This window comes from Microbacterium dauci, assembly GCF_030065535.1.
Lineage (GTDB): Bacteria > Actinomycetota > Actinomycetes > Actinomycetales > Microbacteriaceae > Microbacterium > Microbacterium dauci.
Genome location: NZ_JASJND010000007.1, coordinates 272416 through 298377 on the forward strand (window position 1 = coordinate 272416; position 25962 = coordinate 298377).

Below are 25962 nucleotides of genomic sequence, written 5' to 3' on the forward strand. Positions count from 1 at the left end.
GCCGATGCGCCGGTCGGAATACGTGAGCGGCATCCGCGTTGCACTCGGTGTGACGGACGCAATCAAGATCGACGTGTGGAGCGACATCGCCTGCCCGTGGTGCTACATCGGGAAGCGGAACCTCGAGGCGGGCCTCGCCGAGACGACGGGCGACGCAGACGCCCCGAAGGTCGAGGTGACCTACCACTCGTTCGAGCTCTCGCCCGACACGCCGGTCGACTTCGACGGCGACATCTCGGACTTCCTCGCCGAGCACAAGGGCATCTCCCGTGAGCAGGCAGCGCAGATGCATGAACATGTCACCGGCGTCGCCGCGAACGCGGGCCTCGAGTACCACTTCGAGAAGCTCCAGCACACGAACACCGTGAAGGCGCACGAGCTCATCCACTTCGCCAAGGCGAACGGCAAACAGGTCGAGATGTCCGAGCGGCTCATGGCCGCCTACTTCACCGAGGGCCGCCACGTCGGTCGCGTCGACGACCTCGTCGCGTTGGCTGCCGAGGTCGGACTCGATGCGGATGCCGCGCGCGAGGCGCTCGAGAGCGACCGTCACCTCGCGGATGTCCGCGCCGACCAGGCGCAGGCGACCGCCTACGGCATCCAGGGTGTGCCGTTCTTCGTGATCGACGGCAAGTACGGCGTCAGCGGCGCGCAGCCGCCGGCAGCCTTCGCGCAGATCGCCCGTCAGGTGTGGGGCGAGCGCGCCGCGGCATCCGCTTCCTGAGTTCTGAGACCACGAAGGCCGCGTTCCACATGAGGAACGCTGCCTTCGCTGCGTGCATTTCAGGCGAGCGCGGCCTCGATGGCGGCGATGACCTCGGGCTCGTCGGGCTTGGTCTGCGGGCGGAATCGGTGCACGCCACCATCGCGCGTCACGAGGAACTTCTCGAAGTTCCACATGATCGGTCCCTTGGCTTTCTCGGCGTTCGGGGTCTTCTTGAGCGCCTTGTAGAACGGCGCGGCGCCCGAGCCGTTGACCTTCACTTTGTCCATGATCGGGAAGCTGACGCCCCAGGTCATCGCGCAGTAGTCGAGGATCTCGTCGATCGAGCCCGGCTCCTGCCCCATGAACTGATTGCAGGGGAAGCCGATGACCTGCAGGCCCTGCGCGCCGTAGGTCTTCTGCAGCTGTTCGAGCTGCTCGTACTGCGGCGTGAGGCCGCACTTGGATGCCACGTTGACGACGAGGAACGTCTTGTCGCCGAGGGCGTTGAGTGACGTCTCGGTGCCGTCGGCGGCGGTGAACGGGATCTCTCGCAGTGCAGCGGTCTCAGCCATGTCTCCACGATAGGCGCGGCGGCGACGCCGGAGGTCGTGGGGGTCTGGGAGAATGTGAAGGATATGTCCACGACCGTTGCTCCTCCCGCGCCCCTGAAGATCGGGCCCATCACGCTCGACGCGCCCGTGGTGCTCGCGCCGATGGCCGGGATCACCAACACGGCGTTCCGTCGACTGTGCCGCGAGTACGGTGCCGGGCTCTACGTGAGCGAGATGATCACGACGCGCGCGCTGGTCGAGCGCAACGCCACCACGATGCGTCTCATCCGCCACCACGAGTCCGAGACGCCGCGGTCGATCCAGCTCTACGGTGTGGATCCTGCGACGGTCGAGGCTGCCGTCCGCATGATCGTCGCCGAGGACCACGCCGACCACATCGACTTGAACTTCGGTTGCCCGGTCCCGAAGGTGACCCGCAAGGGCGGCGGCTCGGCGCTGCCGTGGAAGACGAACCTCTTCCGCGAGATCGTCGTGCGTGCCGCGAAGGCGTCGGAGCACATCCCGCTGACGATCAAGATGCGCAAGGGCATCGACGCTGACCACCTCACCTACCTGGACGCCGGTCGGATCGCGGAGGATGCCGGTGTCGCCGCCGTCGCGCTGCACGCGCGCACCGCCGCCGAGTTCTACTCCGGCTCCGCCGACTGGTCGGCGATCACCAAGCTGAAGGAAGCCGTGACGAGCGTCCCGGTGCTCGGCAACGGCGACATCTGGTCGGCCGAGGACGCCGAGCGCATGATGGCCGAGACCGGCTGCGACGGCGTCGTCGTCGGCCGCGGCTGCCTCGGTCGCCCCTGGCTGTTCGGCGACCTCGCCCGAGCGCTCGGAACGACCGGCGATGCCGGTGAGCCCGTTGACGCGACGCTCGGCTTCGTCGCCGGCGCGTTCCGCCGCCACGCGGAATTGCTCGTTGAGTTCTTCGAGGACGAGGACCGTGGCTGCCGCGATATCCGCAAGCACGTCGCCTGGTACTTCAAGGGCTACCCGGTCGGCGGCGACCTGCGCGCGAGCCTCGCGACGGCGTCGAGCCTGAACGAGATCGACGACCTGCTCGGCACGCTCGACCTCGCCGCGCCGTACCCCGGTGCCGCGGCCGAGGGCCAGCGCGGCCGCGCCGGCACGCCGAAGCGCCCCGCTCTGCCCGACGGTTGGCTGGACTCCCGTGAGCTCGGTGAAGATGCCTCGTGCGCCCTCGCCGATGCGGAGCTCGACACCAGTGGCGGCTGAGCTGGCGAGCGGGGTCGGTATCGCGCCGGGCCGCCCCGCCGGATACGACGACCGCGACGCCGAACGCTTCCACCCCGAGCAGCACCGATCCCAGCGGGACGGGTTCGCCCGCGACCGCGCGCGCGTGCTCCACTCCGCCGCCTTCCGGCGTCTCGCCGCGAAGACGCAGGTGTTGAGCCCTGCGAGCCCCGCCGACTTCGCACGCAACCGCCTGACGCACTCGCTCGAGGTCGCGCAGGTCGGTCGCGAACTCGCGATCGCCCTGGAGCTCTCGCCCGACGTCGTCGACACTGCGTGCCTGAGCCACGATCTGGGTCATCCGCCGTTCGGCCACAACGGCGAACGCGCGCTCAACGACTGGGCCGAGGACATCGGCGGGTTCGAGGGCAACGCTCAGTCGCTGCGTATCCTCGCGCGACTCGAGCCGAAGGTGCAGGACGACCGCGGCGAGAGCGTCGGCCTGAACCTCACGCGAGCGAGCCTCGACGCGACCTGCAAATACCCGTGGACCGAGGAGCACGCGATCCCCGACCCGGGCGGTCGGCAGAAGTTCGGCGTCTACGCCGAGGATGAGGATGTGTTCGCCTGGATGCGGCAGGGTGCGCCGGGCCGCGTGCGCTGCATCGAGGCCGAGGTCATGGACCTCTCCGACGACATCGCCTACTCGGTGCACGACTTCGAGGATGCCGTCCTCAACGGTTACCTCGACCCGCGTCGCCTCGCCGACCCGCGCGAGCGCGAGTCGCTCCTGACCGCGATCCAGTCGTGGGTGGGGCTCGGGTTCAGCCGCGACGAGCTCGCCGACGCGTTGTATCGTCTCGTGCGCCTCCCGGAGTGGATGACCGAGTTCGACGGCACCCGCGCCTCGGTCGGCCACCTCAAGAACCTCACGTCGGACTTCATCGGCCGCTTCGCGCGAGCGGCGACGGCAGCCACCCGCGAGCACTACGACACGCCTGCACTGACCCGCTACCGTGGGCGCATGATCGTGCCTCGCGTGATCGAGGCCGAGATGGCGGTGCTCAAGGGCACGATCGGCGCCTTCGTCGTCTCGATCGACGGCCGTAAGGGGCTCTACAAGGAGCAGCGCCGGGTCTTGAAGCGACTCGCGTCAGCGCTTCTCGAGCGCCCGGAGCATCTCGACCGCATCCACGCCGTCGATTTCGCACGTGCCCAGACGGATGCCGCGCGCAAGCGCGTCGTCGTCGACCAAGTCGCAACCCTCACCGACCGGTTCGCCATCGAGTGGCACTCCGCCCTCGTCGGTCCGGTCGATCTGCGCGAGCTGGGCCTCTGGCCAGACGGCTCACGGGTCGTGGCATCCTCCGGGTTCGCGCTGCCCGAGCCGATCGAAGGCCTCTGATGGCGCGCATCCGACAGTCCGACGTCGACGAGGTGAAGGCCCGGACGAACATCGCGGACATCGTCGGGGAGCGCGTCGCGCTGAAGTCGGCCGGTGTCGGCTCGATGAAGGGGCTCTGCCCGTTCCATGACGAGCGGAGCCCGAGCTTCCACGTACGCCCGCAGGTCGGGTACTACCACTGCTTCGGCTGTGGCGAATCGGGTGACGTCTATTCGTTCCTCCGCGCGATGGACCACCTGACGTTCACCGAGTCGGTGGAGCGGCTCGCCGGTCGGATCGGGTACACGCTCCACTACGAGGACGGCGGTCCTGCGCCCGAGACGAGCGGTCGCACGCGGCTGTATCAGGCGAACACCGCCGCGGCGGAGTACTTCCGCTCGCAGCTCGCGAGCCCCGAAGCAGAGACCGGCCGCCGATTCCTGGGGGAGCGCGGCTTCGATGCGGGGGCTGCGGCCCACTTCGGCATCGGCTACGCGCCGAAGGGGTGGAACAACATGCGCGATGCCCTGCGCGCACAGGGGTTCAGCGACGAGGAGCTCGCCACGGCGGGTCTCGTGTCGCAGGGGCAGCGCGGCGTCTACGACCGGTTCCGCGGGCGTGTCGTCTGGCCGATCCGAGACCTCACCGGGCAGACGATCGGATTCGGCGCGCGAAAGCTCTACGACGACGACCAGGGTCCGAAGTACCTGAACACCCCCGAAACCCCGATCTACAAGAAGGCGCAGGTGCTGTACGGCCTCGATCTGTCGAAGAAGGACATCTCACGCTCGCACCGCGTCGTGGTCGTCGAGGGCTACACCGACGTGATGGCGTGCCACCTCGCAGGGATCACGACCGCGATCGCGACGTGCGGCACCGCGTTCGGGTCCGACCACATCTCGGTGCTCCGTCGAGTGATGGGCGACGACAGTGCGTCGGGAGAGGTCATCTTCACCTTCGACCCGGATGCCGCGGGGCAGAAGGCGGCGCTCCGCGCCTTCGCCGACGAGAAGCGCTTCGCCGCGCAGACGTATGTGGCAGTCGCTCCAGACGGGCTCGACCCGTGCGACCTCCGCCTCAACCGCGGCGACGGTGCGGTTCGCGCCCTGATGGACGCCAAAGCGCCGATGTTCGAGTTCGTCATCGACCAGAAGCTCGCCGGATTCGACCTGGGCAGCGTCGAAGGTCGCGTCGGGGCGCTGCGCGCAGCAGCGCCGATCGTGGCGGAGATCCGCGACCCGTCGCTGCGGCCTGGATACACGCGAGTGCTCGCCCGCAAGCTCGGGATGGACCTCGGCGAGGTGACACCCGCCGTCGAACGCACCGCGCGGGGGAGCCGTGCGTCTCGTGACAACGCGTCGCCGCCGGTCGATCCGGTGCCGGGCGCACCGGTCGAGTCCGTGCGGGTGACGCTGGCGACGCTCCCGCATTCGGCGGCCGTGGTTCTCGAGCGCGATGCCCTGATGGGCGTGCTGCAGTACGGGCACACGATCGACGCCGCGGAGGTCGACGCAGCCCTCGCGTTGCCCATGCAGCATCCAGCCCTCGACGCCGTCCGGCAGGCGATCGTGGCCCAGCCTGATCGCACGCGCGTGGGGTGGTCGACGGCGGCGGTGGATGCCACGCGCGAACCGTACCGCTCGCTGTCGGCGGAGCTCCTGACGTCGTCGTTCCCCGCGCTCACCGAGGCTGAGGCGAAGGCATCGGCGTTCGCATTGTGCCGTCGGCTGCGGCTGCGGGCGATCGATCAGGAGAAGGCGCAGCTCCTCGGGGCGGTGCAGCGAGTGCCTGCCGATTCGGAGGAGGGTCGGCGCGTTCGTGTCGCGCTGCGTGAACTCGATCAGCATCGGCGCGTGCTCGCGACACTCGACTGACATCGAGCTCGGGTGTATCGTTTTTCGATAGTCAAACATCGAAGAACGATAGGCAGCAGATGCGCTCTCCTTTGGTTTCGGCGACGAAAGTGATCGTCTTGGCGCTGTTCGCGGCGCTCGTGGTGTGCCAGGTGTGGGTGGTCCCGATGATCGCGTCGGGCTTCGCGCGGACTGCGCCGGAGTTCGCTGCCCTCGAGACACCCGGCATTCTGCTCGCGGGATTGTTGCTCGCGTGTGGAGAGGTCGTGTTGGTGTGCGTGTGGCGCCTGCTCACCTTCGTCGCGGAAGACACGGTCTTCGACGACAAGTCGTTCAGGTGGGTGAACGCGATCGTCGCTGCGGTCGGTGCAGCGGGGGTGGTCGTCGTGACGGGGCTGTTCGTGATCGGGGACGCGCGAGCAGGAAGCCCTTTCGTCGTGTTGGTCGGAGCGCTTCTCCTGGTGGTGATCATCGGGCTCGTGTTGATCATCTCCGTCATGCGCGAGCTGCTGCGTCGGGCGACGTTGCTGGAGGAGCAGATGGCAGAGGTGGTGTGATGCCGGTGGTGGTCGATACGATCTGCCGAATCCTCGAGTGCCAGTCGGGTGACATTCCGCGCTGGGAGCCATGCCTCATTGCGCGCCACGCAGAGCGGTGGGCGGACGCATGACCGCACGACGCGTGTGCGCGCCCGCGCTCCTCGCGGCGGTGTTCCTGCTGATGGGCTGCGCGCCGGCCGAGTTCGCGCGCGAGCAAACAGCCGCCGATCGCCCGGCGTTCGTCCTCGACGGGGCAGGCGACGCGATCGACGAGTCAACGCTTCGGTACGTCGGGGTGGCCGACGGGTACGACGTGTACTTCGCTCTCGGAGCCGATAATCGTGACACCCTCTGTTTGACGCTGGCAGTCGGTGATGTGTGGCAGAGCACGGACTGCGCACACGACCACGTGTCGGTGCGGCTCGGTCCTGCCGTGAGTGTGAGCGCCGAGTTCAACTACCGGAGCGGTGAGGGTCGGGAGATGCTCTCCCAGAATGTCTGGGTCAATCGCAAATAGTCACAACGTCGTGAGGCGCGCGCTGACGAGCCCGGCGAAACCAGGCAGGATGAAAGACATGGTGCGAACGACCGATCCCGAAGCCGCCGTCCTCTGCGACGACCTCTCGGTGGCTCGCGGCTCTGCCGGCATGCGGGTCGTGGACGGTGTTTCGTTCCGTCTGGCGCCCGGCGAGGCGATCGCGGTGATGGGTGCGACAGGGTCGGGCAAGTCCAGCCTGGCCGCCGCGCTCGCGGGTACGGAGCCGCGCGACGTGCGGATGGTCGGCGGTGTCGCCGAGGTCGCCGGCATCCCGCTCAGGGCTCGCGGTCGCGCGCGTCGCATCCGCACGTACCGCACCGGACATCTCGCGCAGGGCGCGAACTCGGCGCTGCAGTCGCAGCTGACGGTCGCCGATATCGTCGCGGAGCCGATCACGACGCGCGATCGCAAGGTGAATCAGCGTGCGCTCGACCTGCGGATCGCCGACCTGCTCGACGAGCTGCACCTGCCGATCGGGGCGGCAGCGAGGTACCCATACGAGTTGAGCAGCGGCATGCGGCAGCGGGTCGCGATCGCGCGGAGCCTCGTGCTGGATCCGGCGGTGCTGATCGCGGACGAGCCGTACGCGAACCTCGACGTCGACGTGCGACCCGCAGTCCGCGACGCCCTCGTCCGTCGCCGCGACGACGGCATGGCGATCGTCGCCGTGACCAACGAGCGTGAGCTCGTCACCGACCTCGGCGCCGCAGTACTGGTCCTTCGCGCCGGCCACACGATCGGGATCGGGCCGAGCATCGACGACATGCAGTGGACGCCCGACGAAGCGACGTCGATCGCCGGCTGATGTCGTGAGCACCCCATGGGCTTTGCTACGATAGTCAAGTTGCCCGCTCGCGGGTGACTGATCCTCGGTAGCTCAATTGGCAGAGCAATCGGCTGTTAACCGATAGGTTCTTGGTTCGAGTCCAAGCCGGGGAGCGACCCACCAGTAGGAGCCCCGCCACCGTGCGGGGCTTCTCCTGTTTCCAGCCACAGCACCGGGTAGCCCGTGAGCAGCGCGAATGCCTTGAGGTCGCGCGGACGCGGCTTGTTCCGGCCGTTGATCCAGGTGCTCACGGCGTTGCGTGAGACGTCGAGCCGATCTGCAATCTCCTGCACGCCCAGGCCCGACCGGCGCTGCGCGAATGAGAGACGCTCGGCGAAGTCCATCGTGTACTTCGGGTCCAGGGCGAGTTCCATCGACATAACGCTGATATTGGCACGTCGCGCTATCTAGTGCAAAGAGGCGAAACGCGACACGCCGCTAAGTGGTGCAATGTCCGAGTCTGGGCGCTAGGTAGTGCAATGTGTCACTTGTGACACAGCCCAACCTGATTGGAAGTGCAGAAGCGGCTCGCCTGCTGCACGTCGACCGATCCACCCTTACCCGATGGGTCAAGGCCGGCCGGATCGAGCCGGTGCAGCGCCTCGACCGGTACCGCGGCGACTTTCTGTTCGACGCTGCCGACGTGGCAGCGATGGCGGCGACCGAGTGAGCTTCGAAGCGGCGGCGATCGCCATGCACCACTCACGCGCCAAGGGGACGACGCTCGTCATCCTGCTCGGCATCGCGAACCACAGCGGCGACGGCGGCGCGTGGCCGGCGGTCACCACCCTCGCCAAGTACGGGCGTTGCAGCCGCTCCCAGGTGCAGCGCGCGATCGCGGATCTGGAGAAGCTCGGCGAGGTGCGCCGGCACGTCCAGGCGGGCGGCGACGAGCGTTTCGCGTCACACGAGCGCCCCAATCGGTATGACTTCTTGCTCAAGTGCCCGCCGGACTGCGACCGCAGCTCGCAGCACCGCACGAGGGCATCCCAGCAGCACATTCTCGACCTCGATCCCGAGCAGCTCGACGGCCTCGACGAGGGGGAGGGGGCCGCACCCATGCGGCCCGGTCAGACCCCGTCGCACCCATGCGGCCCCGTCGCATCCACGCGGCCCGGGGGGGCCGCACCCATGCGGCCCAAACCTGTCCTACCAACTACTACTCATCTTCCTGAGACAAAGCCAAGTGATCGCGCGCGAGCTTTGACGCTCGTCTGGTCGGACGATCGGTGCCCCGCGAACTGGAAGACCCAGCAGCACGAGATGAGCGCAGCGGGCAAGTGCTCGCACTGCCACGAGAAGCCCGAACGGGCGAACGAGCAAGGAGAAATCGCATGACCGACGAGAACCGCCCCACAGCCGCACAAGTGAACGTCACCGACGATCTCGCTCGCCTCCGCGACGACGTGAAGTTCGAGCAGCTGCTCGCAGTGAGCATCCGCGACCTGGACATGCTCAACGAGGTCCACCACGTCGCAGGCGCACTCGACGCGCTCGTACGGCGCGACGAGGCATGGACGGAGTCCGCCGAGGCGTTCGTCGTCGAGTCGCGCGTCGTGCTCGCAGGCGTGCAGAAGCGACGGGAGCAGCGATGACCAGCCAGCAGCACGAGTCGCGACCGTGGATCGAGACCAACGGCGAGCTACTGAGCGTGATCCTCGGCGCAGCGGCATTCGGTTTCGCTCTCGCGTTCATGTGCATCGGAATCGTGGTGGCGTCGTGAGAGTCCTCAACGCCTACGCCGGGATCGGTGGGAACCGCCACCTGTGGCCGGATGAGTGGAAGGTGACCGCGCTCGAGATTGATCCGCGCGTCGCGGCCGAGTACGCGCGCCGTTACCCAAACGACACCGTGCTCGTCGTCGACGCACACGAGTACCTGCTCGCGCACGCCCACGAGTTCGACGCCGTGTGGTCCTCGCCGCCTTGCCCCACGCACTCGAAGCTGGCGAAGGTGGTCGCGTCCCGCTACGGCCGCGAACTGAACCCCGACCCCCGCCTATGGGACGAGGTCAACCACCTACGCGCTCTCGGCGTACCGTTCGTCGTCGAGAACGTGCACACGTACTACGCGCCGCTTGTCGAACCCGACGTGGTGACCGACCGGCACTACTACTGGACGAACAATCCGCCGCCGATGCTCACCCGCGTCCACGTCATCCCGCTGTCACCGAAGACCGTCGCCGGCGAGTACGCCGAGTCCTATGGCCTGCCGCCCATCCCTGCTGGTGTGGTCGGCGACGCTCGCAAGGCGATGCGCAACGCCGTGGTGCCCCAGGAAGGCCTCGAGCTTGCGATGGCAGCGTTCGGAGTCCACGCATGACCGACAGCACCCGCCGCGCCTGGGCCACCCCCGAGCAGGTGGCCGAATGGCTCCAGCTCGGCAAGGCCGGCACGCAGAAGCTTCGGAAGATGCGCCGCGAGGGTAACGGCCCCAAGTTCGTCACGATCGGCCGTGAGGTGCGCTACGCCTGGGCCGACGTGCACGCCTGGTGCGCTGCTCGCCGGGATGCCCCTCGTGGGTAAGCGCGGAGGACGCGCGTCTGCCAAGCTGACGCAGCTCGTCCTCGAGACCTACGGCACACGGTGCTGGCTCAAGCTGCCAGGCTGCACGGGCCTCGCGACCACCAAAGATCACGTCGTGCCGTTCATCCACGGCGGCTCGGACGTGCTCGAGAACCTGCGACCGGCCTGCCGCTCGTGCAACTCGAAGCGCCAGGATCGCGTCATCGCCGGCTATGGGGCATCCGTGGTCATCGTGACCGGTCCGCCCACGGCCGGCAAGAATCACTGGATCGCTGAGCGCGCCAAGCAGCACGACATCATCGTCGACCTTGACGCCCTCGCGCACGCGCTCAGCGCCACCGAACCTGACCCATCCGTCGACTACCCCGAGCACCTACAGCGCGTCACACAGGCAGCACGCCGGGCGGCGATCAACGCCGCTACCCGCCTGCCCCATCGCATCACCGTGTGGATCATCCACACCATGCCCAGCGCAGCACAGCTCGCTGAGTACACCGCCCTGCGCTGGCACGTAGAGACCATCGACCCAGGCCGCACCATCGTCGAGCAGCGAGCACGCACCATGCGCTCGCCCGTCGCACTGCGCATCATCGATCGCTGGTACGCGCAGCACCCCGAGGCCACCCCTGCCACCAAGCCGATGCCCGTCGAGGCCTCGTCTGCGCCTGATTGGTGACCTCATGCCGCTTTTCCGACACCGCGCATCACAGGAAGCCCCGCGACCGACCCTCATCTCCCCAGGTCGGGCCAGAAAAAAAGAATGCGAGCGCGGAGGATGACCGGCGAAACGCTGCCCGGCCTCGACGCGCCCGCCGCCGGCAGCTACGGGCAGGGTGCGACCGAGAGCGAGACGCGCATGGCGCTCCGCGAACTCGAGGAAACGCGCCCGCTCGTCGGCACGCTCCGCACGCTCAAGCAAGCCGCGATCCAGCTCGCGATCAGCATCGACCGCGGCAACACCAAGGGCCGGTCCGTCGCGAACGACGTCGCGCAGCTCATCGCGATCATGCAGCAGCTCGAGCCGGCCACCGACGACGAGACGCCCGACGACTCCCACCTGACCCCCGAGATGAGGCGACTCCTTGACGCGCTTGCTGCTCCCGCCCAACTTGACGCCGCCCCGGAAGGCGACGGCGAGGGACTATAGCCGGCGCACCCACGGCGCGAAGCTCGCAGCCGTCGCCGCCGAGATGGGGCAACCGCTGCTGCCGTGGCAGCGGTACGCCGCCGACGTCGCCCTCGAGGTCGACGACCGCGGCCTGTTCGTCTACTCCACGGTGCTCATCACCGTGCCCCGGCAGGCCGGCAAGACGACGATGGACCTCGCGGCATCAATTCAGAACGCCCTCATGGGCCGCAACCGCCGCACCTGGTACACCGCGCAGAGCGGCCAGCACGCCACCGAGAAGTTCCTCGAGATGGTCGAGCTCTGGGAGCAATGCGGCATCCGGAAGCTCGCGCCCCGCGCCCGTCGATCGAACGGCTCCGCCGGCCTCCCGTTCGTCAACGGCAGCAAGTTCCGCCCGTTCCCGCCCGTCGAGGGAGCGCTGGACGGCAAGCAAGCCGACAAGGTCAGCCTCGACGAGTTCTGGTACTGGACGAGCCAGCAGTACGCGATCCTCCGGCAGTCGTTCAGCGCGACGAAGCTCACACGGCAGATGGTCACCGGCCAGCGCCCGCAAACCTGGATCTTCTCCACTGAGGGCACCGTCGAATCGACCGCGCTCAACGCCATGCTGGACGAGGCGCGCAGCAGCACACCCGACCCCACTATCGCGTTCTTCGATTGGGGCATCCTCCCCGACGACGACCCGTTCAACCTCGACCGCATCTACGCTCGCCACCCCGGCGCCGGGTACCTGTTCGACCGCGAAGGACTCGAGGCGTTCAGGGCCGAGTTCGCCGACTCTCCCGGCGAGTTCGCTCGAGCGTTCGGGAACCGGCGCACCGGCGCCACCGAGCGAGTGATCCCGATCGACCCGTGGAAGGCCGCGGCGTTCAAGGACGACACCCCGCCGGCCCCCGGCCGCGTGTGCTTCGCCGCGGCCGTCGGCGTCGACGGCGTCGACACCACGATCACCGCGACGCAGCTCCACGATGCCGGCACGCTCTCGGCTGTCGTCAAGGGCGGCTGGATGGACTCGACCTACGGCGCAATCGACAAGCTGCGCGAGCTGCGCGCGAAGTACCCCGACGCCGGGTTCATCATCGACCCGCACGGCCCCTCGGCATCCCTGCACGACGAGGCTGAGCGCGACGGGTTCGAGCTGATCCCGCTCACCCTCTCCGACGCGATCGCGGCGACCCAGGCGACCGTCGCCGGCATCGTCAACCCCGCTGGCCCGACGTGGCGATACAAGCCCCACGACAAGCTCGAGTCCGCAGCCGAACTCGCCACGAAGCGGTTCGCCGGTGACGGCACATGGCTATTCGGCCGGCGCGCGTCCGTCGGGTCGATCAGCGCGCTCGAGTCGGCCAGCCTCGGCTCGTACGGCGTCCACCACCTGCCCCCGATCATGGCGATGCAGCTCGGCTGACGCGTATCACCGGATATCACGAGATATCACCGGATATCGCTCGGCATCACGAAGCTTGGCCCCAACGGGCCGCGATCGCCACGCTGGCCGGCATGTCGTTCTGGTCAAAGGTCCGCGAGCAGCTCGCGGCGTTCGTCGCCTACATGGCCGAATCGCCCGAGTACGCCGGGGACGTCCGACCGCCGGCACGCGAGCGGCAGACGGCGGTCACGACAGAACGTGCCCTCTCACTCTCGACGGTCTACCGGGGCATCCAGATTCACGCGACCGCCGCCTGCCAGCTCTCGATCGCCGTCGAGCGCGACGGCCAGGCGATCAAGACGCCGCCGCTCGTCGAGCAGCCCGACGTCGACGAGAGCCAGTCCGCGTTCATCGAATACGCCGTCACCTCGCTCTACATCGACGGCAACGCGTTCTGGCGCATCATCCGCGACGGCGCCGGCCGCGTCATCAACCTGGTCGCCCTCAACCCCAACGAGGTCCGCGTCAACGTCGAGTACGACCGGGAGAACCGCGAAACGATCACGTTCGGCTGGCGCGGACTCACCCTCAAGCGCGACGAGGTCAAGCACCTCCAGCTACTCCGCATCCCCGGCATGCGCCGCGGCCTCGGTCCCATCCAGGCCGCGCAGATCGAGGTCCGCGGCGCCCTCGACGCCCGCGACTACGGCGCCATGTGGCTCAGCGACTCGAGCATCCCCGACGGCGTGCTCAGCACCGAGGCCGAGCTGGCACCGGGCGACGCCGACAAGTACAAGCACGTCTGGTACGGCCGCAACCAGGACGGCACGCCGCGCGACGACGAGAAGAACAACTCCGAGCGGCTCCGCGTGCTCGGCAAGGGACTGTCGTACACGCCCCTGTTCCTCAAGCCGTCCGACGTCCAGTTCCTCGAGACGCAGCAGTACTCGACGATCCAGATGGCCCGACTCATCGGCGCGCCGGCGTCGATCATGCTCGTGGCCGTCGAGGGCAACAGCGAGACCTACAGCAACGTCGAGCAGGAATGGATCGGGTACGTCCGGTTCGGCCTCATGAAGTCGCTGCGCGAGATTGAGCAGGCGCTCACCGACCTGCTGCCCCGCGGCCAGAAAGCCCGTTTCAAGGTCGACGCGCTGCTGCGCACCGACACCAAGACCAGGTACGAGGCGCACGCGCTCTCGCTCAACCCGCAGACCGGATGGGCGACCGTCGACGAGGTGCGGGCGCTCGAGAGCATGACGCCCCTCACCGACGAGCAGCGCACCGAACTCGCCAACCGCAAACCCACGCCCGCAGCGCCCAAGGAGCCGATCAGTGCCTGAGTCCACCTCCCGCGAGCGGTTCGCCGCCCTCACCAAGCGCATCGAGTCGCGCTACAACATCGCGACCAAGGACCGCGCCGCGGACCTCCACATCTACGGCGCGATCGGCGGCTGGTGGAGCGGCGTCGACGCCGAAGCGCTCGTCCCCGAGATTCGCGCGCTCGACGTCGACACGATCAACGTCTACATCAACTCGCCCGGCGGCAACGTCTACGACGGCATCGCGATCCGCAACGCGCTCCGCAGCCACTCGGCCCGCATCGTCGTCACCGTCGACGCGATCGCCGCATCCGCTGCCAGCTTCATCGCCTGCGCCGGCGACGAGGTCATCATGGCCGAGAACAGCGAGCTGATGATCCACGAGGCATGGGGCTACGCGATCGGCGATGCCTCCGACATGCGCGCCGCCGGCGACGACCTCGACCGCATCAGCGCGAACATCTCCGCCATGTACGCCGCGAAGGCCGGCGGCGACGCCGCCGACTGGCGCGACCGCATGAAGGCCGAGACCTGGTACAGCGCCCAGGAAGCCGTCGACGCCGGCCTCGCCGACCGCCTCGACACCACCACCGAGGACGACGACACCGACGCCTCGAACCTCTTCGACCTGTCCATGTACGCCCACGCGGGCCGCGCCGCGGCATCCGCACCCATCCCCGTCGCCGCGATGGCGTCACCCCGAAAGGAAAACACCATGCCCGAAATCACGCGCGACGACCTCGACCAGGCGCTCAAGGATCACGCCGACGCGCAGAGCCGCGTCCTCGAGACCCGCCTCGCCGGCCTCGGCTCCGCGACCCCCGACCGCGGCCCGCAGTTCGCCTCGTTCGGCCACTTCATCAAGGCCCTCGCCGCCGGCGACGACCAGGCGCAGGCGTTCCTCGAGCGCCAGGCCGCCTACACCGGCTCGACGACCGCCGACGACGAGCAGCCCAACACGTGGGTCCGCGACGCGATCCACCTGCTCCGCCGCCAGCGCAAGGTGATGAACGAGTTCAGCATCCTGCCGCTGCCCGAGTCCGGGATGACGCTCGAGTACCTCCAGCTCAACACGAACAGCATCGCCGTCGCGAAGCAGGCCGCGGAGGGCGACAACCTCGTCAAGGGGAAGATCAGCCTCAAGTCCGACACGACGCCCGTCGAAACGTACGGCGGCTGGACCGAATGGACCAAGCAGCAGATCGAGCGCGGCAGCGAGGCATACCTGTCGACCGGCTACACGGCCATGAACCTCGAGTACGCGCGCGCAACCGAGCAGGTCGTGCGCGACCTGCTGCTCGGCATCATCGAAACGAAGCTCGAGGGCGCCCCCGAGCTGTCGATCGCGGCCAACGCGACCGCATACGACTGGCTCGACCTCATCGTCGATGCCGCCGGCCTGTTCGACGACCTCTCGTTCAACCTCGACGGCGGCTACGTCTCCAAGGACGTGTTCAAGAAGCTCATCCGCCTCGAGGACACCAACGGCAACAGCCTCATGCGCGTCTGGGGGACCGGCACCAACCAGGTCGGCGAACTCGACCTGCGCGAGGTGAAGGGCGACCTGGCCAGCGTTCAGTTCAAGCTGCTGCCCAGCGCACCGGACAACACGCTCGAGTTCCACGACCGGCTCGGCATCACCACCTGGGAGTCGCCGGGCGCGCCCCGCCGCCTCCAGGACCAGAACATCGTCAACCTCACCGAGGCCGTCTCGCAGTACGGCTACCTCGCAGCCGCGTCGCAGTTCCCCGACGCGATCCAGGCCGTCGAGATCACCCCGGCGGCCTGATCCACCATGCCCGAATCCGCCCCCACCGAACTCACGTGGTACGTCGACGCTGTCGGCGACGACGTGGAGTTCGCCGGTGAGTCGAAGACCCTCGCAACGCAGATGGTCCACGACTTCATCGGCGGCGCCGAGAACCCGTTCGGGGTTCCGGCGCCGGTGGTGGCGCGGGCGATCCTCGAGGTGGGCGCCGACCTCTACTACCGCAAGGCGAGCCGCAACGGTGTCGTCGAGCTGGGCGGCGTCGAGGCGCAGCCGTTCCGCATCAACCGCGACCCGATGACCGCCGCGTACCCGCTGCTGCGCCGGTACCTCGTGATGGGACTCTGACCGTGGCATCCCCGCGCATCGAACGCGCCGAGCAGCTCGTGGACGAAATCCGCGCAGCGCTCGACGCCGCCGACCTCCCCAAGGTGCTCAGCACGCTCGACAGCAAGCACGTCGAGTCAGCGGCACGACACGGCGTCGTCCTCGTCGCCGCGCCGCGCCTCACGTTCGACGGCCCGTTCGGCGACGTCCAGACCGCCTACGAGCTGCACGTCGTCGCCGGCCCCGCAGACAACTACCTCGCCGCGTGGGAGCGCATCGACCAGATCATCGACGTCCTCGCCGGCCGCATCAACCTCGCCACCGGCGAACCCGGCGGATTCCAGCCGCTGCGCGGCGAGACGATCCCTGCCTACACACTCACCCTCAACGACCTGGACTGACGATGACTCTCGTAAGGCTCCGCGGCCTCGCCGACGACCTCCCCGCGCCCAGCGCGGCGACAGTCACCGTCACGCTGCAGCGCTGGGCACGCCACGCGCCCGCCACCGTCATCGACGGCGCCGACGTCGTGTTCGCACGCCCCGTCACGATCCGCGACCTCGCAGACATCAGCGTGCCGCCCACCGACGGCCGCTACTGCATCCGCTGGACGATCGACCCCCACATCGCCGGCGTCGCGCCCCTGTACCGGTACACGAGCATCCCCGCCGGCGCCGCGATCGACTTCAAGAACCTCCCCGACGTCGACCCAGAGACCTTCGACACTCGTCCGGGAAGCGACGCGATCGCCGCATGGGAGGCCGCTCTAGCGGAGTTGCGCTTGGTCGCAGAATCGCTCGCCCCTGTCGCGAGCAAGGTCGCTGCTCTCGAAGAGCTGACCGGGGAAGGTCGCCTCTCCGCGCCTGAGCTATCGCGCACGATTGTTGACGAGGTGGAGACGGCTACGGTCGGCCTCGCCCGAGGTCAGGCCAACGGTCTGACGAGCGTCATGGCGCGTGGTGCGGCTGACGCCGTGCTCGCCGTGCTGGGCGACTCGACGGGTAACGAGACGACCGAATGGGTCTACCGCCTCGTCGTGTGGCTCGGACAGCAGTTCCCCGCCTACACGATCCGCTACTACCTGTGGGACGACGCCACGCAGGGATACGGCGCGCTCGCCACCATCCAGACGGGCACCGGGACGCGCACGCTGACCGTGTACAACGGGTCCCACCCCGGCGCGGGCTACGACTACCCGATCACGTCGGTGGCGCGATTCAACGCCATGATCCCCGTCGAGCCGACAACAGTCATCAACTCGTTCGGGTACAACTCGACCTCGGCCACCTATCGAATCCAGGTGCTCGAACTCGCCCGCTGGATCATGAACAAGTTCCCCAGCGCCGAGTACGTGTGGGCAGCCCAGCCGCCCATCTCGCCAGGTGAGACCGGCGCAGCGAACCACCTGGCGCGCGTGGCCGACGTGCGTGCGGTCGCCTCGGCGGAGGGCTTCGGGCTGATCGACGCCACACAGGCGTTCATCGACTACGGCGACTACTCCGCACTGCTCGCGTCGGACAACTTCCACCCGAACGCAGCAGGGTCGGCTGTGTGGTTCGAGGCGGCCAAGCGCTACTTCAAGCGCGCGGCCGACCCGACGCCGCGCGGCACCCCTGCCCGGCAAGATCGCATCTTCGTGCCGGGGTACACGTTCATCCCGTCCACCGGCTCACCGACAGTCGGCGTGACCGGGCTGAGCTTCCCATACATGGCGCTCGACCCGACCACGCCCGAGGGTGTGGTGGCGCTCGTAGACATCCCGCCGACGTGGAAGTCCGCCAACGTGTGGGTGCTGTGGAACAAGGCCGCTGACGGCACCGCAGGCGACGCGCTGGTCTTCCGCCTCGACCACGGCCGAGTGACATCGAGCATGAACGCGAACGCATCGGGGACCGTCCCGGCTGGACTCACGACCGGCGACTACCAGACGGTCACGATCCTCACGACGAACGCCGTGCGCGCGACCCGCATGTACACCGCCGAGCGCTTCGCAGACGGCCGACCACGCGCCTTCCGCCTCTACCGCAACGCGGGCACCGCCGCCGACACCTACCCCGGCGACATGATGTTCCTCGGCCTACTCATCGAGCGCGCCGAGTAGCCACCAATCGAACGCACATAGTCCATTTCATCAAGCACACAGAAGGAGAGACCCCATGACCCGCACCCTTGGCCCCGGCTCGCTGAAGATCGGCGAGACCGGATCGGAACGTGAGTGGGCCGGCCACCTCACGAAGACGGCCCTGGTCCCGTCGACCTCGAGCGACGACCCCGTGGCCGTGCTCGACGGGACCGAGGTCGCGGGGGAGGACACCACGACGTGGGCACTCACCGGCACGATCCTGGACAACTTCGAGTTCGACAGCCTCCAGAACTTCGCGATCGCGAACGCCGGCAAGGAGATGCCGTTCGTGTGGACGCCGAACAACGACGGCGGCACGGACTACTCCGGCACCGTCCGCATCCGCCCGATCGGGATCGGCGGCGACGTCAAGAAGAAGAACACCAACGACCTCGAGTTCCCCCTCATCGGGGCGCCCACGCCGGGCGAGCTCGTCTGATGGCTGCGCAGTACGGGGTCGAGGGCGGGCGCCAGCTCCGCAAGAGTCTCCGTGCTGCCGGCGACAACCTCAACGACCTGAAGTTCGTTCACGGCCGGGCGGCGGGGATCGCGGCGACGCGGACCCGCCAGCTCGTCCCGACCGTGTCGGGCCGGCTCGCCGCGACGATCCGCGCGGCCGGCACGAAGACGGCCGCGATCGTCCGTATCGGAAACAACACGAAGGTCCGCTACGCCGGCCCCATCCATTGGGGCTGGCCCAAGCGAAACATCCGTCCGAATCCGTTCGCGTCGCTCGGTGCTCAGCAGTCCGAGCCGACGTGGCTGCCGCTCTACCGGCGGTACATCGACCTCACCCTCCACAAGATCAAAGGACTCTGAAATGCCCGCTCGCAAGCTGGAAATCACGTTCGCCGACGGCCACACCGCCTCGGTGCAGCCGACCCTCGAGGACCGTCTCAAGTTCGAGCAGACCCTGCGAAAGAACAAGGGCTGGGGACCGCTCGCCGACAACGCGCTCAAGCTCGAGCCGTTCATGGCGTGGTCCGCCGCCCGCCGCGCCGGCATCACCGAACTCACGTGGGAAGAGTTCACCACCGGCGCCACCGCTGCGCTGGACGTGCAGGCCGAGCGCGACGACGCCGGCGACTCGTCGCTGGAGGTCGAGGGCCTGGGGGAAGGTACCCCGACGGAGGAGTCGAACACCTCTCCGTCGTCCTCGGACTGAGATTCAAGGTCGCCCCCTGGGCGTGGCGCGGCGAAGCCGGCCCACGCCTCGAGGACTACGCGACCGCCATGCACGTGCTCGAGAAGATCGCCGAAGAACAGGAGAACGCCCGTGGGTAACACCGCGATCCTCGCCATTCGCATCATCGGCGATGCCAACGGGGCCGTCGACGCGTTCGGGCGCGTCGACGGCGCCGCGGCCACGATGCAGCAGCGCGTCGACAACGCGTCGCGAACGGCCGGCATCGCCCTCGCCGGCCTGACGACCCTCGCGGCCGTCGCGGGGAACTCGGCGAGCGAGCTGCAACAGTCCGCCGGCGCCGTCGACAGCGTGTTTGGGCAGTACGCCCGCAGCATCCACAACAACGCCGAGGATGCCGCCGACGCGGTCGGACTCTCGCAGGCCGCGTACTCCAACATGGCCGCGATCCTCGGCGCGCAGCTCAAGAACATGGGCATGAGCCTGTCGGCCGCCGGCGACCAGACCGAGTCGCTGATCGGCCTCGGTTCCGACCTCGCGGCCACGTTCGGCGGCACGACGAGCGACGCCGTCGCGGCGCTCTCGTCGCTGCTCCGGGGCGAGCGCGACCCGATCGAGCGTTACGGCGTGTCGATCAAGGCCGCTGACATCGCGGCCCGCCTCGCAGCGCAGGGCCAGTCCGACCTCACCGGCGAAGCGCTCCGCGCGGCCGAGACGCAGGCGACGCTCGCGCTGCTGCTCGAGCAGACCGCCGACGCGCAGGGCCAGTTCTCCCGCGAGTCGGACACCGCCGCCGGCCAGGCGCAGCGCGCGTCGGCCGAGTGGGAGAACGCATCCGCCGCGCTCGGTGAGCAGCTGCTGCCGCTCATGGCCGAGGGCGCGCAACTGCTCGCCGGCCTCGCCGGCTGGATGAGCGAGAACACCGAACTGGTGACCGTGCTCGCCGGCGCGATCGGCGTCATCTCCGTCGGGATCATCGCCCTGAACGGGGCACTGAAGCTCTACGCGGCCGTGCAGGCCGCAGCGACCGCGGCGACCTGGGCGAGCAACGCCGCATGGCTCGCGTCGCCCATCACGTGGATCATCCTCGCGATCGCCGCGGCCATCGCGATCGTCATCGCGATCGGCGTGCTCATCGTCGAGAACTGGGACGCGATCGCCGCGGCCGGCGAGGAAGTGTGGGGGAACCTCGTCGAATGGTTCGCCCGCGTCCAGCTCGGCTTCGAGCTGGCCGTCATGTTCATCTCAGCCTGGTGGAACGGTCTCGTCGAAGACTGGAACCGCGGCATCGACAGCTTCATCGGCTGGATTCAGGACGCGATCGCGTGGATTGCGCGCCTCGCGAACGACGTCATGCCGGACTGGCTCAAGGATCTGCTCGGCATCGACGGGAACATCAGCGTGACCACGACCGACGTGCCGTCCGACCCGACGCTGCCGCCGCCCGCCGGCGGCGCGGGAGCCGGCGACGGCGGCGGCACGGTCATCGACAACCGGTCGACGACGAATCTCACCGTGCAGGGCGCGATCGACTCGGACGGCACCGCCCGCAAGGTGCGCGAGGTTCTTGACTCGCACGACCGGAAGACGGGCCGCACGCCGAGCGGAGGTGGCACCCAATGGCGCTGACCGACGCACCCACCGTCCGCATCGCGGGCGTCACTCTCGCGGCCGAGTGGTCGACCACGAAGCGGATTGCCCTCGCCGGCCTCCGCATCACCTGGGGCCGGCGCAACCAGCTCGAGCGTGCCGCCGCGGCGCAGCTCTACCTCGAGGTGCTCGATACCGACGGGCACCTGTCCTCGGCGACCCACCTCACCGGCCAGCGCATCACCGTCACCCGCGCCGATGGCCGCGTAATCTACCGCGGCCGGCTCGACGACTACGCGCTCGAGCAGCGCACCGTCACCGACCCCGCAAACGGCGCCGCGCGTCGTGTGTGGCTGCTCAAGCTCTCCGCCGGCTGCAAGATCGCCGAGCTGGGCCAGGCGATCGTTCCCGGCCCTGGCAACGACCCCGAGGGCATCCGCGAACTCGGCCCCGGCTACTGGCCACCGGGCACCGTGGCGAGCCGCGTCGAGCACATCATGGATGCCGGCGCGGAGAACATCGTCGACTCGATCGCGTGGAGCAACCCCTACCCGGCGACCCCGCAGCAGCCCCTCGTGCGCTGGCATGCGTTCGGTGACGGCCTCAGCCTGCTCGAGCTGATCGAACGGCTCTATCAGGCTCACCCGCTCGCGTACGTGTTGTACCGGCCATCCGACAACAGCATCGACATCGGGCAGCCCACCGAGACCAGCGGACTCGCTCTCAAGTACGTCGGCGGCATGCTGCGCGTGGACTTCATCGACGGCATCCCCGGCCGCGCGGTCCCCGCCCGCACCGTCGTTCTACCCAACGGCAAGGAAGCAACCACTGGCCTCCGCGACGCGATCGACGTCGTGCAGGTCACGACCCCGAAGCTCGCGACGTGGCTCGAGGACGTCACGATCACCGTCGAGCACGAGACCACCCGGAACTCGGTCGACCTCGGCCGGCGTGAGCACCGCGTCGAGAACGACGTGTTCACGATCCTCGTGTCCGAAGCGAACACGGGTGACTTTGTCTGGCCGTTCCCGCTCGACTACGTCTCGGCCGAGTTCGGCCCCAGGCCCGGCATCGGCGACGGCTTCCACGACGGTATCGACTTCGCCGGCGGCACCGCGTTCGAGGGCGCCGACGTCAAGGCAGCCGCCCCCGGCAAGTACGCCGGCAAGCGCACCCACCCCGACTGGGGCAACAACGTCATCATCGACCACGGCCTCGACGCGAACGGCGACCGCCTGCGCACGTTCTACGCCCACCTCCAAGAGCAGCCCGAGTACGCCACCGGCGAGCCGATCGAACAGGGCGACGTCGTCGGCACCCTCGGCAACACGGGCCTGTCGACCGGCCCGCACCTGCACTACGAGACGCAGGTGAACGGCGTGTCGATCAACCCCCGCAACTTCATGGCGAACCGGCAGTACGGCACCCAGCCCGACGACACCTACATCGACACATGGCAGCGCTCGCTCGCAGCCGAGACGGCCGACATGCTCGACCAGCTCAACGAGAAGCTGACCCTGCCCACGGTCCGGTTCGACTTCCGCAAGTTCGAGTATCACTCGACGATCGAGGAACTCGCGATCGAGACCTACGTGCGCAGCGATCGCGCGCTCTACTTCCCCGGCAGCGTGTTCAACGTCGCCCTGGATGCCGCGGCCGCGCATCAGCTCATCGGCGGCACTCTCGTCTATCACGAGGGCTGGACGGCCGACGTCACGCTCGCGCCGGCCATGCTCACCGCCGAGGGCGTCACCGTCGCGCAGCTCTGCGCATCCACCGAGCCGACGCTCGACGACTTCGATCCCGACCTCACGATCGCCGACCTCGGCAACGTCACCCAAGGAGTACCCGCATGACCGGTACCACCCCGAACGGCATCCGCTACCCCGACGGCGCCAGCAAGGCCAAGAACCTCGGCGCCGAGCTGCAGCAGATGGCCGAGGATATCGACGAGTTCATCGACGAGCAGTTCGACGGCGCCAACCCCGCGTTCGCGCAGCGCGCCGGCGCAGCCGTCGACGCGGCCCTCGCGACGCGCCAGATCGTCACGCACGACGACCGGCTGGCAGCCGGCGAGGGTCGGCCCGCGCTCGCGATCCCGTTCGAGAAGGGCGGACGCCGGTACCGCAACGCGCTCGAGGTCGACGACCACGGCCGGCCCACCGAGTACGCGCTCGGCCGGCACGCCGCCGCTGAGGCGCTATACGGCGAACTCGGCAAGGTGATCGGAGTCGAGACCCGCCGGGACGTCCACGCGCCCGGCAAGGTCGCACTGTTCGTCTACGACACCGGCGAGGTCGCCGGATCGATCAGCATCGACGGCACGACCACGTTCGCCGAGTCCGACACAACCGCCGACGTCGCCCGCGGCGACTCGACGACCTACGGCGCCGACCTCGCCAACCCCACCGTCGACGGATGGTGCCCGGTCCTGAGCCGTATGGCGAACCGGCCCATCGTCGGCTGGGGTCGATCGGGCGCGCGGGCCGAGGAAATCACGTTCATGGGCGGCGGCCTGTGGATCACCGGCGCACCCGCCGGCGGCAGCATCCCCGCAGCCGGCGCTGTCACGATCACCGGCCTCGACGTCGACCCGTGGCGCGCCGGCGTCACCGCGCCTGTGCCCGTCCTCGCGCTCACCCCCGCCGGCGTGTCGATCCCCGGCACGCTCGAGCGCATCGGCGACACGCGCGTGTTCACCCGCCAGACGCCCGGAGCCGTCGTGCCGGCCGCGTCGCTCCAGTTCCGCGGCAACCCCCGCGACAAGCACCGGCTGCTCTATGTCGGCATGGGCATCAACAACGAGCCGCTGATCGAGGCCGGCACGCAGACGATCGCCGACGTGCAGGGCTGGTACGAAGACCTCACCCGCGGCCACACCGGGCCGCTCGTCATCTGGGGACTGCTCGACCGCGGCATCAGCGAGGCACCCGGCACCGTCCGCGGCGACTTCATCGCAGCGATGGAGACCTGGTTCGCGGCCGAGTACGGCGACGCCTGGTGCCCCGTCCGTCAGTACCTCGCCTCATCGGCCGCGATCGCGGATGCCGGCGCGTTCGCCAGCTATGCCCCGACGCAGGCCGACCTCGACCACGTCGCCGCCGGCGTCGTCCCGCCGGGATTCCGCACCGGCGGCGGTACCAGCGTCCACCTCAACGAGCTGGGCAACTGGCTCCAGGCGTGGTTCATCCTCCACCACCTCATCGAGAGAGGGCTCATCTGATGGCCGATCCCGTCCGCATCTTCCGCCTGCCCGGCGCACCCGCACCCGGCAGCATGCTCCCGCTGCTCGAGACCTACGGGTACGACGACAGCTTCGACCGCACCAACACGGCAGCCGGCCTCGGCACGACACCCGACGGCAAGCCGTGGGTACCGTGGCGCGGCACCTGGGCGATCAACAACGGCTCCGCGATCGTCGCCGCGGCATCCGGCACGCAGCTCCAGCTCGCCGTGGTCGACACTCTCACGCCCGACGGCGACTTCGAGCTCGTCTACGCCAACCGCGACGGCGTCGACACCGGCGGCGGTCTCCTGTTCCGCGGCGTCGACGCCGACAACCACCTGTTCGTCAACTCGTCCGGCGGTGGCGGCCTCATCCGGCTCTGGAAGCGCGTCGCCGGCGTCGCGACCGCGATCGCTACCGCGGAGGTCGGGCCGATCCCGAACCAGGTTCCGCTCCGCGTCCGCGCGGTCGGCGACTCGCTCCAGGTCTACCTCGGTAACACCCGGATCATCAACGCCGTCGACGCGACGTTCGTCGACGCGACGTTCGCCGGGATCATGGCAGCCGCAGCCGCCGCCGGCACCCGAATCATGGACAGCCGCTGCACCTACCTCGAGGCGGCCTGACCGGTCCACCTCGCACCGACCATCACACGAAAGGCACGAATCCATCATGGGGAAGATGTTCTGGCAGTACCCGATCAGCGGCGACACCGCCGCCCACGCCCGCCGCGGCGTCGGGCCGGCGACCGACTACGAGACGCCGACGGGAACGATCGTCCACGCGCCGTTCACGGGCCGCGTCGAGCCGTACTCGAACGCCGACGGTGGCCTGAGCCTCCGCGTCGTCGGGAGCCGCTTCACGCTCTACGTGCAGCACCTCAGCCGCAACAACCTGTACCGCTACGGCACGCGCCGTCTGTGGCGCACCAAGGTCGCCGTGAGTGGCAACACCGGCAAGACGACCGGCCCCCACGTCCACGCCTACATCATCGATCGCAAGACCGGCCGTCGCTACTCGTTCCTCGAGTGGCAGGAGATGCGCCGGCACCGGCTCCCGCTCAACGCTCGCCGGTTCCGGGCTGCGAAGTGATCGACATTCCCGCCGGCGTCGCGCTCGTGATCGCGGCAGCGATCGCCGGCGTGTTCGCGCTCATCGGCGGGTTCATCGCGGCACGCCGAGGCCGCGTCGCGCGCCTCGAGCGCGAGAACCGCCAGCTATGGTTCGCGCTCCGCGGCGTCGTCGACGTGCTCTACCGCAACAACATCCCGATCCCGGAATCGCTCGACAAGATCATCAACCCGCCCATCGAAGGAGACACAGGATGACCTTTCCCACCCGCGCGCAGCGGCGCGCCCTCGCTCGAGCCGCCGGCAACGATCGCGCGCCGATCTACACCGGCGCGTTCTGGGCCGATCTGAGCGAACGCGTGGTGACGTCGGCAGCCGGCGGCGCGCTGGCCGTCGCGTCGGCGACCACGTTCGTGATCCAGGAGCCGACGTCGTGGGCTGCCCTCGGCGTCGGGGCCGGCGCCGGCGCGCTGCTGTCGTTCCTCAAGGGGATCGCCGCATCGCGCACCGGCACGGGATCGCCGTCGATCGCGACGAACGTCTAAGACAGGTCCGCGTGCTGGCCGCGTGACTCGCGGTCGGCACGCGTGACCTGCTGGAAGTTCAGATCGTCCTGATGCGCCCGCAGCGCGGCGCCCGTCGCCGCCCGCACGGCCGTGTAGATGATGAGCCAGAGCACGAGCAGGCTGATGAGCGTGAACGCGACGCCGTACCCGAGGGCAGCCCATCCGAGCTGCTGAAAGTCGATCCCCATGCGGGGGAGACTA

At 68.8% G+C, this 25962-nt stretch carries 34 protein-coding genes and 1 tRNA gene; 32 read left to right on the forward strand and 3 right to left on the reverse strand.

The features are described 5' to 3' along the window. Positions 1 to 49 precede the first annotated feature (49 nt). Positions 50 to 724, forward strand: a complete 675-nt coding sequence (locus tag QNI14_RS12770; RefSeq protein WP_283717130.1) for a DsbA family oxidoreductase — start codon at positions 50 to 52, stop codon at positions 722 to 724. Between the two features lie 59 nt (positions 725 to 783). Here QNI14_RS12770 and QNI14_RS12775 read toward each other — a convergent pair whose 3' ends face one another. Further along, positions 784 to 1278, reverse strand: a complete 495-nt coding sequence (locus QNI14_RS12775) for a glutathione peroxidase (protein ID WP_283717001.1) — start codon at positions 1276 to 1278, stop codon at positions 784 to 786. Between the two features lie 63 nt (positions 1279 to 1341). On the opposite strand from QNI14_RS12775, the gene dusB reads away from it, so the two are divergent. The 7 genes from dusB (at position 1342) to QNI14_RS12810 (ending at position 7716) form a co-directional block, all read left to right on the forward strand. Beyond that, the gene (gene dusB / locus QNI14_RS12780) at positions 1342 to 2505 is read left to right on the forward strand and encodes a tRNA dihydrouridine synthase DusB (protein ID WP_283717002.1); all 1164 of its coding nucleotides are present in this window, start codon (positions 1342 to 1344) and stop codon (positions 2503 to 2505) included. After that, positions 2477 to 3868, forward strand: coding sequence for a deoxyguanosinetriphosphate triphosphohydrolase (locus QNI14_RS12785; RefSeq protein ID WP_283717131.1), 1392 nt, complete (start codon positions 2477 to 2479; stop codon positions 3866 to 3868). The genes dusB and QNI14_RS12785 overlap by 29 nt, the downstream gene beginning before the upstream one ends. Next, positions 3868 to 5721: a DNA primase gene (gene dnaG, locus QNI14_RS12790; protein WP_283717003.1), complete on the forward strand. Its 1854-nt coding sequence runs from the start codon at positions 3868 to 3870 to the stop codon at positions 5719 to 5721. The genes QNI14_RS12785 and dnaG overlap by 1 nt, the downstream gene beginning before the upstream one ends. A 59-nt stretch (positions 5722 to 5780) precedes the next feature. Further along, a complete protein-coding gene (locus QNI14_RS12795) occupies positions 5781 to 6257 on the forward strand; it encodes a DUF2975 domain-containing protein (protein WP_283717004.1) in 477 nt (158 codons plus the stop codon). A 109-nt stretch (positions 6258 to 6366) separates the two neighbouring features. Then, positions 6367 to 6756: a hypothetical protein gene (locus QNI14_RS12800; RefSeq protein ID WP_283717005.1), complete on the forward strand. Its 390-nt coding sequence runs from the start codon at positions 6367 to 6369 to the stop codon at positions 6754 to 6756. A gap of 58 nt (positions 6757 to 6814) precedes the next feature. After that, a complete protein-coding gene (locus tag QNI14_RS12805; protein ID WP_283717006.1) occupies positions 6815 to 7582 on the forward strand; it encodes an ATP-binding cassette domain-containing protein in 768 nt (255 codons plus the stop codon). Positions 7583 to 7643: 61 nt separating this feature from the next. After that, a tRNA-Asn gene (locus QNI14_RS12810) sits at positions 7644 to 7716 on the forward strand. Here QNI14_RS12810 and QNI14_RS14130 read toward each other — a convergent pair. Beyond that, positions 7678 to 7983, reverse strand: a complete 306-nt coding sequence (locus tag QNI14_RS14130; protein WP_430539286.1) for a helix-turn-helix domain-containing protein — start codon at positions 7981 to 7983, stop codon at positions 7678 to 7680. The two genes, QNI14_RS12810 and QNI14_RS14130, sit on opposite strands and share 39 nt — an antisense overlap. A gap of 101 nt (positions 7984 to 8084) precedes the next feature. On the opposite strand from QNI14_RS14130, the gene QNI14_RS12815 reads away from it, so the two are divergent. The 24 genes from QNI14_RS12815 (at position 8085) to QNI14_RS12930 (ending at position 25740) form a co-directional block, all read left to right on the forward strand. Then, positions 8085 to 8273 carry a DUF6397 family protein gene (locus QNI14_RS12815; RefSeq protein ID WP_283717007.1) on the forward strand — a complete coding sequence of 63 codons (189 nt, stop codon included), beginning with the start codon at positions 8085 to 8087 and terminating at the stop codon, positions 8271 to 8273. Between the two features lie 23 nt (positions 8274 to 8296). Next, the gene (locus QNI14_RS12820) at positions 8297 to 8941 is read left to right on the forward strand and encodes a helix-turn-helix domain-containing protein (RefSeq protein ID WP_283717008.1); all 645 of its coding nucleotides are present in this window, start codon (positions 8297 to 8299) and stop codon (positions 8939 to 8941) included. Further along, on the forward strand, positions 8938 to 9198 hold the full coding sequence (locus QNI14_RS12825; protein ID WP_283717009.1) for a hypothetical protein: 261 nt from the start codon (positions 8938 to 8940) through the stop codon (positions 9196 to 9198). The genes QNI14_RS12820 and QNI14_RS12825 overlap by 4 nt, the downstream gene beginning before the upstream one ends. Further along, a complete protein-coding gene (locus tag QNI14_RS12830) occupies positions 9195 to 9326 on the forward strand; it encodes a hypothetical protein (RefSeq protein ID WP_283717010.1) in 132 nt (43 codons plus the stop codon). The genes QNI14_RS12825 and QNI14_RS12830 overlap by 4 nt, the downstream gene beginning before the upstream one ends. Beyond that, positions 9323 to 9925, forward strand: coding sequence for a class I SAM-dependent methyltransferase (locus tag QNI14_RS12835; RefSeq protein WP_283717011.1), 603 nt, complete (start codon positions 9323 to 9325; stop codon positions 9923 to 9925). Before QNI14_RS12830 ends, QNI14_RS12835 begins: the two co-directional genes overlap by 4 nt. Beyond that, positions 9922 to 10128 carry a helix-turn-helix transcriptional regulator gene (locus QNI14_RS12840; protein ID WP_283717012.1) on the forward strand — a complete coding sequence of 69 codons (207 nt, stop codon included), beginning with the start codon at positions 9922 to 9924 and terminating at the stop codon, positions 10126 to 10128. Before QNI14_RS12835 ends, QNI14_RS12840 begins: the two co-directional genes overlap by 4 nt. After that, positions 10121 to 10804 carry an HNH endonuclease gene (locus QNI14_RS12845; protein WP_283717013.1) on the forward strand — a complete coding sequence of 228 codons (684 nt, stop codon included), beginning with the start codon at positions 10121 to 10123 and terminating at the stop codon, positions 10802 to 10804. Before QNI14_RS12840 ends, QNI14_RS12845 begins: the two co-directional genes overlap by 8 nt. Before the next feature lie 99 nt (positions 10805 to 10903). After that, complete coding sequence (locus tag QNI14_RS12850; protein ID WP_283717014.1) at positions 10904 to 11275, forward strand: hypothetical protein; 372 nt, start codon at positions 10904 to 10906, stop codon at positions 11273 to 11275. Next, complete coding sequence (locus tag QNI14_RS12855) at positions 11211 to 12665, forward strand: hypothetical protein (RefSeq protein ID WP_283717015.1); 1455 nt, start codon at positions 11211 to 11213, stop codon at positions 12663 to 12665. Before QNI14_RS12850 ends, QNI14_RS12855 begins: the two co-directional genes overlap by 65 nt. 92 nt (positions 12666 to 12757) lie before the next feature. Next, complete coding sequence (locus QNI14_RS12860) at positions 12758 to 13969, forward strand: phage portal protein (protein ID WP_283717016.1); 1212 nt, start codon at positions 12758 to 12760, stop codon at positions 13967 to 13969. After that, positions 13962 to 15737, forward strand: a complete 1776-nt coding sequence (locus tag QNI14_RS12865; protein WP_283717017.1) for a head maturation protease, ClpP-related — start codon at positions 13962 to 13964, stop codon at positions 15735 to 15737. Before QNI14_RS12860 ends, QNI14_RS12865 begins: the two co-directional genes overlap by 8 nt. A 6-nt stretch (positions 15738 to 15743) precedes the next feature. Beyond that, the gene (locus QNI14_RS12870; protein WP_283717018.1) at positions 15744 to 16064 is read left to right on the forward strand and encodes a hypothetical protein; all 321 of its coding nucleotides are present in this window, start codon (positions 15744 to 15746) and stop codon (positions 16062 to 16064) included. A 2-nt stretch (positions 16065 to 16066) separates the two neighbouring features. Then, positions 16067 to 16444 carry a hypothetical protein gene (locus tag QNI14_RS12875; RefSeq protein WP_283717019.1) on the forward strand — a complete coding sequence of 126 codons (378 nt, stop codon included), beginning with the start codon at positions 16067 to 16069 and terminating at the stop codon, positions 16442 to 16444. Between the two features lie 2 nt (positions 16445 to 16446). After that, positions 16447 to 18144, forward strand: a complete 1698-nt coding sequence (locus QNI14_RS12880; RefSeq protein ID WP_283717020.1) for an SGNH/GDSL hydrolase family protein — start codon at positions 16447 to 16449, stop codon at positions 18142 to 18144. 55 nt (positions 18145 to 18199) lie between these two features. After that, entirely contained in the window at positions 18200 to 18604 is a 405-nt protein-coding gene (locus tag QNI14_RS12885) for a hypothetical protein (RefSeq protein WP_283717021.1), read from the forward strand. Further along, on the forward strand, positions 18604 to 18984 hold the full coding sequence (locus tag QNI14_RS12890) for a hypothetical protein (protein ID WP_283717022.1): 381 nt from the start codon (positions 18604 to 18606) through the stop codon (positions 18982 to 18984). Before QNI14_RS12885 ends, QNI14_RS12890 begins: the two co-directional genes overlap by 1 nt. A gap of 1 nt (position 18985) precedes the next feature. After that, positions 18986 to 19330, forward strand: a complete 345-nt coding sequence (locus QNI14_RS12895) for a hypothetical protein (protein ID WP_283717023.1) — start codon at positions 18986 to 18988, stop codon at positions 19328 to 19330. A 111-nt stretch (positions 19331 to 19441) separates the two neighbouring features. Continuing rightward, on the forward strand, positions 19442 to 20938 hold the full coding sequence (locus tag QNI14_RS12900) for a phage tail tape measure protein (protein WP_283717024.1): 1497 nt from the start codon (positions 19442 to 19444) through the stop codon (positions 20936 to 20938). Continuing rightward, the gene (locus tag QNI14_RS12905; protein WP_283717025.1) at positions 20929 to 22755 is read left to right on the forward strand and encodes a M23 family metallopeptidase; all 1827 of its coding nucleotides are present in this window, start codon (positions 20929 to 20931) and stop codon (positions 22753 to 22755) included. The genes QNI14_RS12900 and QNI14_RS12905 overlap by 10 nt, the downstream gene beginning before the upstream one ends. Then, on the forward strand, positions 22752 to 24122 hold the full coding sequence (locus tag QNI14_RS12910) for a hypothetical protein (protein WP_283717026.1): 1371 nt from the start codon (positions 22752 to 22754) through the stop codon (positions 24120 to 24122). Before QNI14_RS12905 ends, QNI14_RS12910 begins: the two co-directional genes overlap by 4 nt. Continuing rightward, positions 24122 to 24751: a hypothetical protein gene (locus tag QNI14_RS12915; protein WP_283717027.1), complete on the forward strand. Its 630-nt coding sequence runs from the start codon at positions 24122 to 24124 to the stop codon at positions 24749 to 24751. Before QNI14_RS12910 ends, QNI14_RS12915 begins: the two co-directional genes overlap by 1 nt. Positions 24752 to 24797: 46 nt before the next feature. Further along, a complete protein-coding gene (locus tag QNI14_RS12920; protein ID WP_283717028.1) occupies positions 24798 to 25217 on the forward strand; it encodes a M23 family metallopeptidase in 420 nt (139 codons plus the stop codon). Continuing rightward, a complete protein-coding gene (locus QNI14_RS12925; RefSeq protein WP_283717029.1) occupies positions 25214 to 25453 on the forward strand; it encodes a hypothetical protein in 240 nt (79 codons plus the stop codon). Before QNI14_RS12920 ends, QNI14_RS12925 begins: the two co-directional genes overlap by 4 nt. Then, positions 25450 to 25740 carry a holin gene (locus QNI14_RS12930; RefSeq protein ID WP_283717030.1) on the forward strand — a complete coding sequence of 97 codons (291 nt, stop codon included), beginning with the start codon at positions 25450 to 25452 and terminating at the stop codon, positions 25738 to 25740. The genes QNI14_RS12925 and QNI14_RS12930 overlap by 4 nt, the downstream gene beginning before the upstream one ends. On the opposite strand, the gene QNI14_RS12935 is transcribed toward QNI14_RS12930, so the two are convergent. Continuing rightward, complete coding sequence (locus QNI14_RS12935; protein ID WP_283717031.1) at positions 25737 to 25949, reverse strand: hypothetical protein; 213 nt, start codon at positions 25947 to 25949, stop codon at positions 25737 to 25739. The two genes, QNI14_RS12930 and QNI14_RS12935, sit on opposite strands and share 4 nt — an antisense overlap. Positions 25950 to 25962 lie beyond the last annotated feature (13 nt).

Excerpts from the sequence above, each read along its gene's own strand:
- QNI14_RS12775 (WP_283717001.1), bottom strand. The coding sequence starts at position 1,278 with ATGGCTGAGACCGCTGCACTGCGAGAGATCCCGTTCACCGCCGCCGAC.
- dusB (WP_283717002.1), top strand. The coding sequence starts at position 1,342 with ATGTCCACGACCGTTGCTCCTCCCGCGCCCCTGAAGATCGGGCCCATC.
- QNI14_RS12785 (WP_283717131.1), top strand. The coding sequence starts at position 2,477 with ATGCGGAGCTCGACACCAGTGGCGGCTGAGCTGGCGAGCGGGGTCGGT.
- dnaG (WP_283717003.1), top strand. The coding sequence starts at position 3,868 with ATGGCGCGCATCCGACAGTCCGACGTCGACGAGGTGAAGGCCCGGACG.
- QNI14_RS12795 (WP_283717004.1), top strand. The coding sequence starts at position 5,781 with ATGCGCTCTCCTTTGGTTTCGGCGACGAAAGTGATCGTCTTGGCGCTG.
- QNI14_RS12800 (WP_283717005.1), top strand. The coding sequence starts at position 6,367 with ATGACCGCACGACGCGTGTGCGCGCCCGCGCTCCTCGCGGCGGTGTTC.
- QNI14_RS12805 (WP_283717006.1), top strand. The coding sequence starts at position 6,815 with ATGGTGCGAACGACCGATCCCGAAGCCGCCGTCCTCTGCGACGACCTC.
- QNI14_RS14130 (WP_430539286.1), bottom strand. The coding sequence starts at position 7,983 with ATGTCGATGGAACTCGCCCTGGACCCGAAGTACACGATGGACTTCGCC.
- QNI14_RS12820 (WP_283717008.1), top strand. The coding sequence starts at position 8,297 with ATGCACCACTCACGCGCCAAGGGGACGACGCTCGTCATCCTGCTCGGC.
- QNI14_RS12825 (WP_283717009.1), top strand. The coding sequence starts at position 8,938 with ATGACCGACGAGAACCGCCCCACAGCCGCACAAGTGAACGTCACCGAC.
- QNI14_RS12830 (WP_283717010.1), top strand. The coding sequence starts at position 9,195 with ATGACCAGCCAGCAGCACGAGTCGCGACCGTGGATCGAGACCAACGGC.
- QNI14_RS12840 (WP_283717012.1), top strand. The coding sequence starts at position 9,922 with ATGACCGACAGCACCCGCCGCGCCTGGGCCACCCCCGAGCAGGTGGCC.
- QNI14_RS12850 (WP_283717014.1), top strand. The coding sequence starts at position 10,904 with ATGACCGGCGAAACGCTGCCCGGCCTCGACGCGCCCGCCGCCGGCAGC.
- QNI14_RS12860 (WP_283717016.1), top strand. The coding sequence starts at position 12,758 with ATGTCGTTCTGGTCAAAGGTCCGCGAGCAGCTCGCGGCGTTCGTCGCC.
- QNI14_RS12870 (WP_283717018.1), top strand. The coding sequence starts at position 15,744 with ATGCCCGAATCCGCCCCCACCGAACTCACGTGGTACGTCGACGCTGTC.
- QNI14_RS12880 (WP_283717020.1), top strand. The coding sequence starts at position 16,447 with ATGACTCTCGTAAGGCTCCGCGGCCTCGCCGACGACCTCCCCGCGCCC.
- QNI14_RS12885 (WP_283717021.1), top strand. The coding sequence starts at position 18,200 with ATGACCCGCACCCTTGGCCCCGGCTCGCTGAAGATCGGCGAGACCGGA.
- QNI14_RS12890 (WP_283717022.1), top strand. The coding sequence starts at position 18,604 with ATGGCTGCGCAGTACGGGGTCGAGGGCGGGCGCCAGCTCCGCAAGAGT.
- QNI14_RS12895 (WP_283717023.1), top strand. The coding sequence starts at position 18,986 with ATGCCCGCTCGCAAGCTGGAAATCACGTTCGCCGACGGCCACACCGCC.
- QNI14_RS12905 (WP_283717025.1), top strand. The coding sequence starts at position 20,929 with ATGGCGCTGACCGACGCACCCACCGTCCGCATCGCGGGCGTCACTCTC.
- QNI14_RS12910 (WP_283717026.1), top strand. The coding sequence starts at position 22,752 with ATGACCGGTACCACCCCGAACGGCATCCGCTACCCCGACGGCGCCAGC.
- QNI14_RS12915 (WP_283717027.1), top strand. The coding sequence starts at position 24,122 with ATGGCCGATCCCGTCCGCATCTTCCGCCTGCCCGGCGCACCCGCACCC.
- QNI14_RS12920 (WP_283717028.1), top strand. The coding sequence starts at position 24,798 with ATGGGGAAGATGTTCTGGCAGTACCCGATCAGCGGCGACACCGCCGCC.
- QNI14_RS12930 (WP_283717030.1), top strand. The coding sequence starts at position 25,450 with ATGACCTTTCCCACCCGCGCGCAGCGGCGCGCCCTCGCTCGAGCCGCC.
- QNI14_RS12935 (WP_283717031.1), bottom strand. The coding sequence starts at position 25,949 with ATGGGGATCGACTTTCAGCAGCTCGGATGGGCTGCCCTCGGGTACGGC.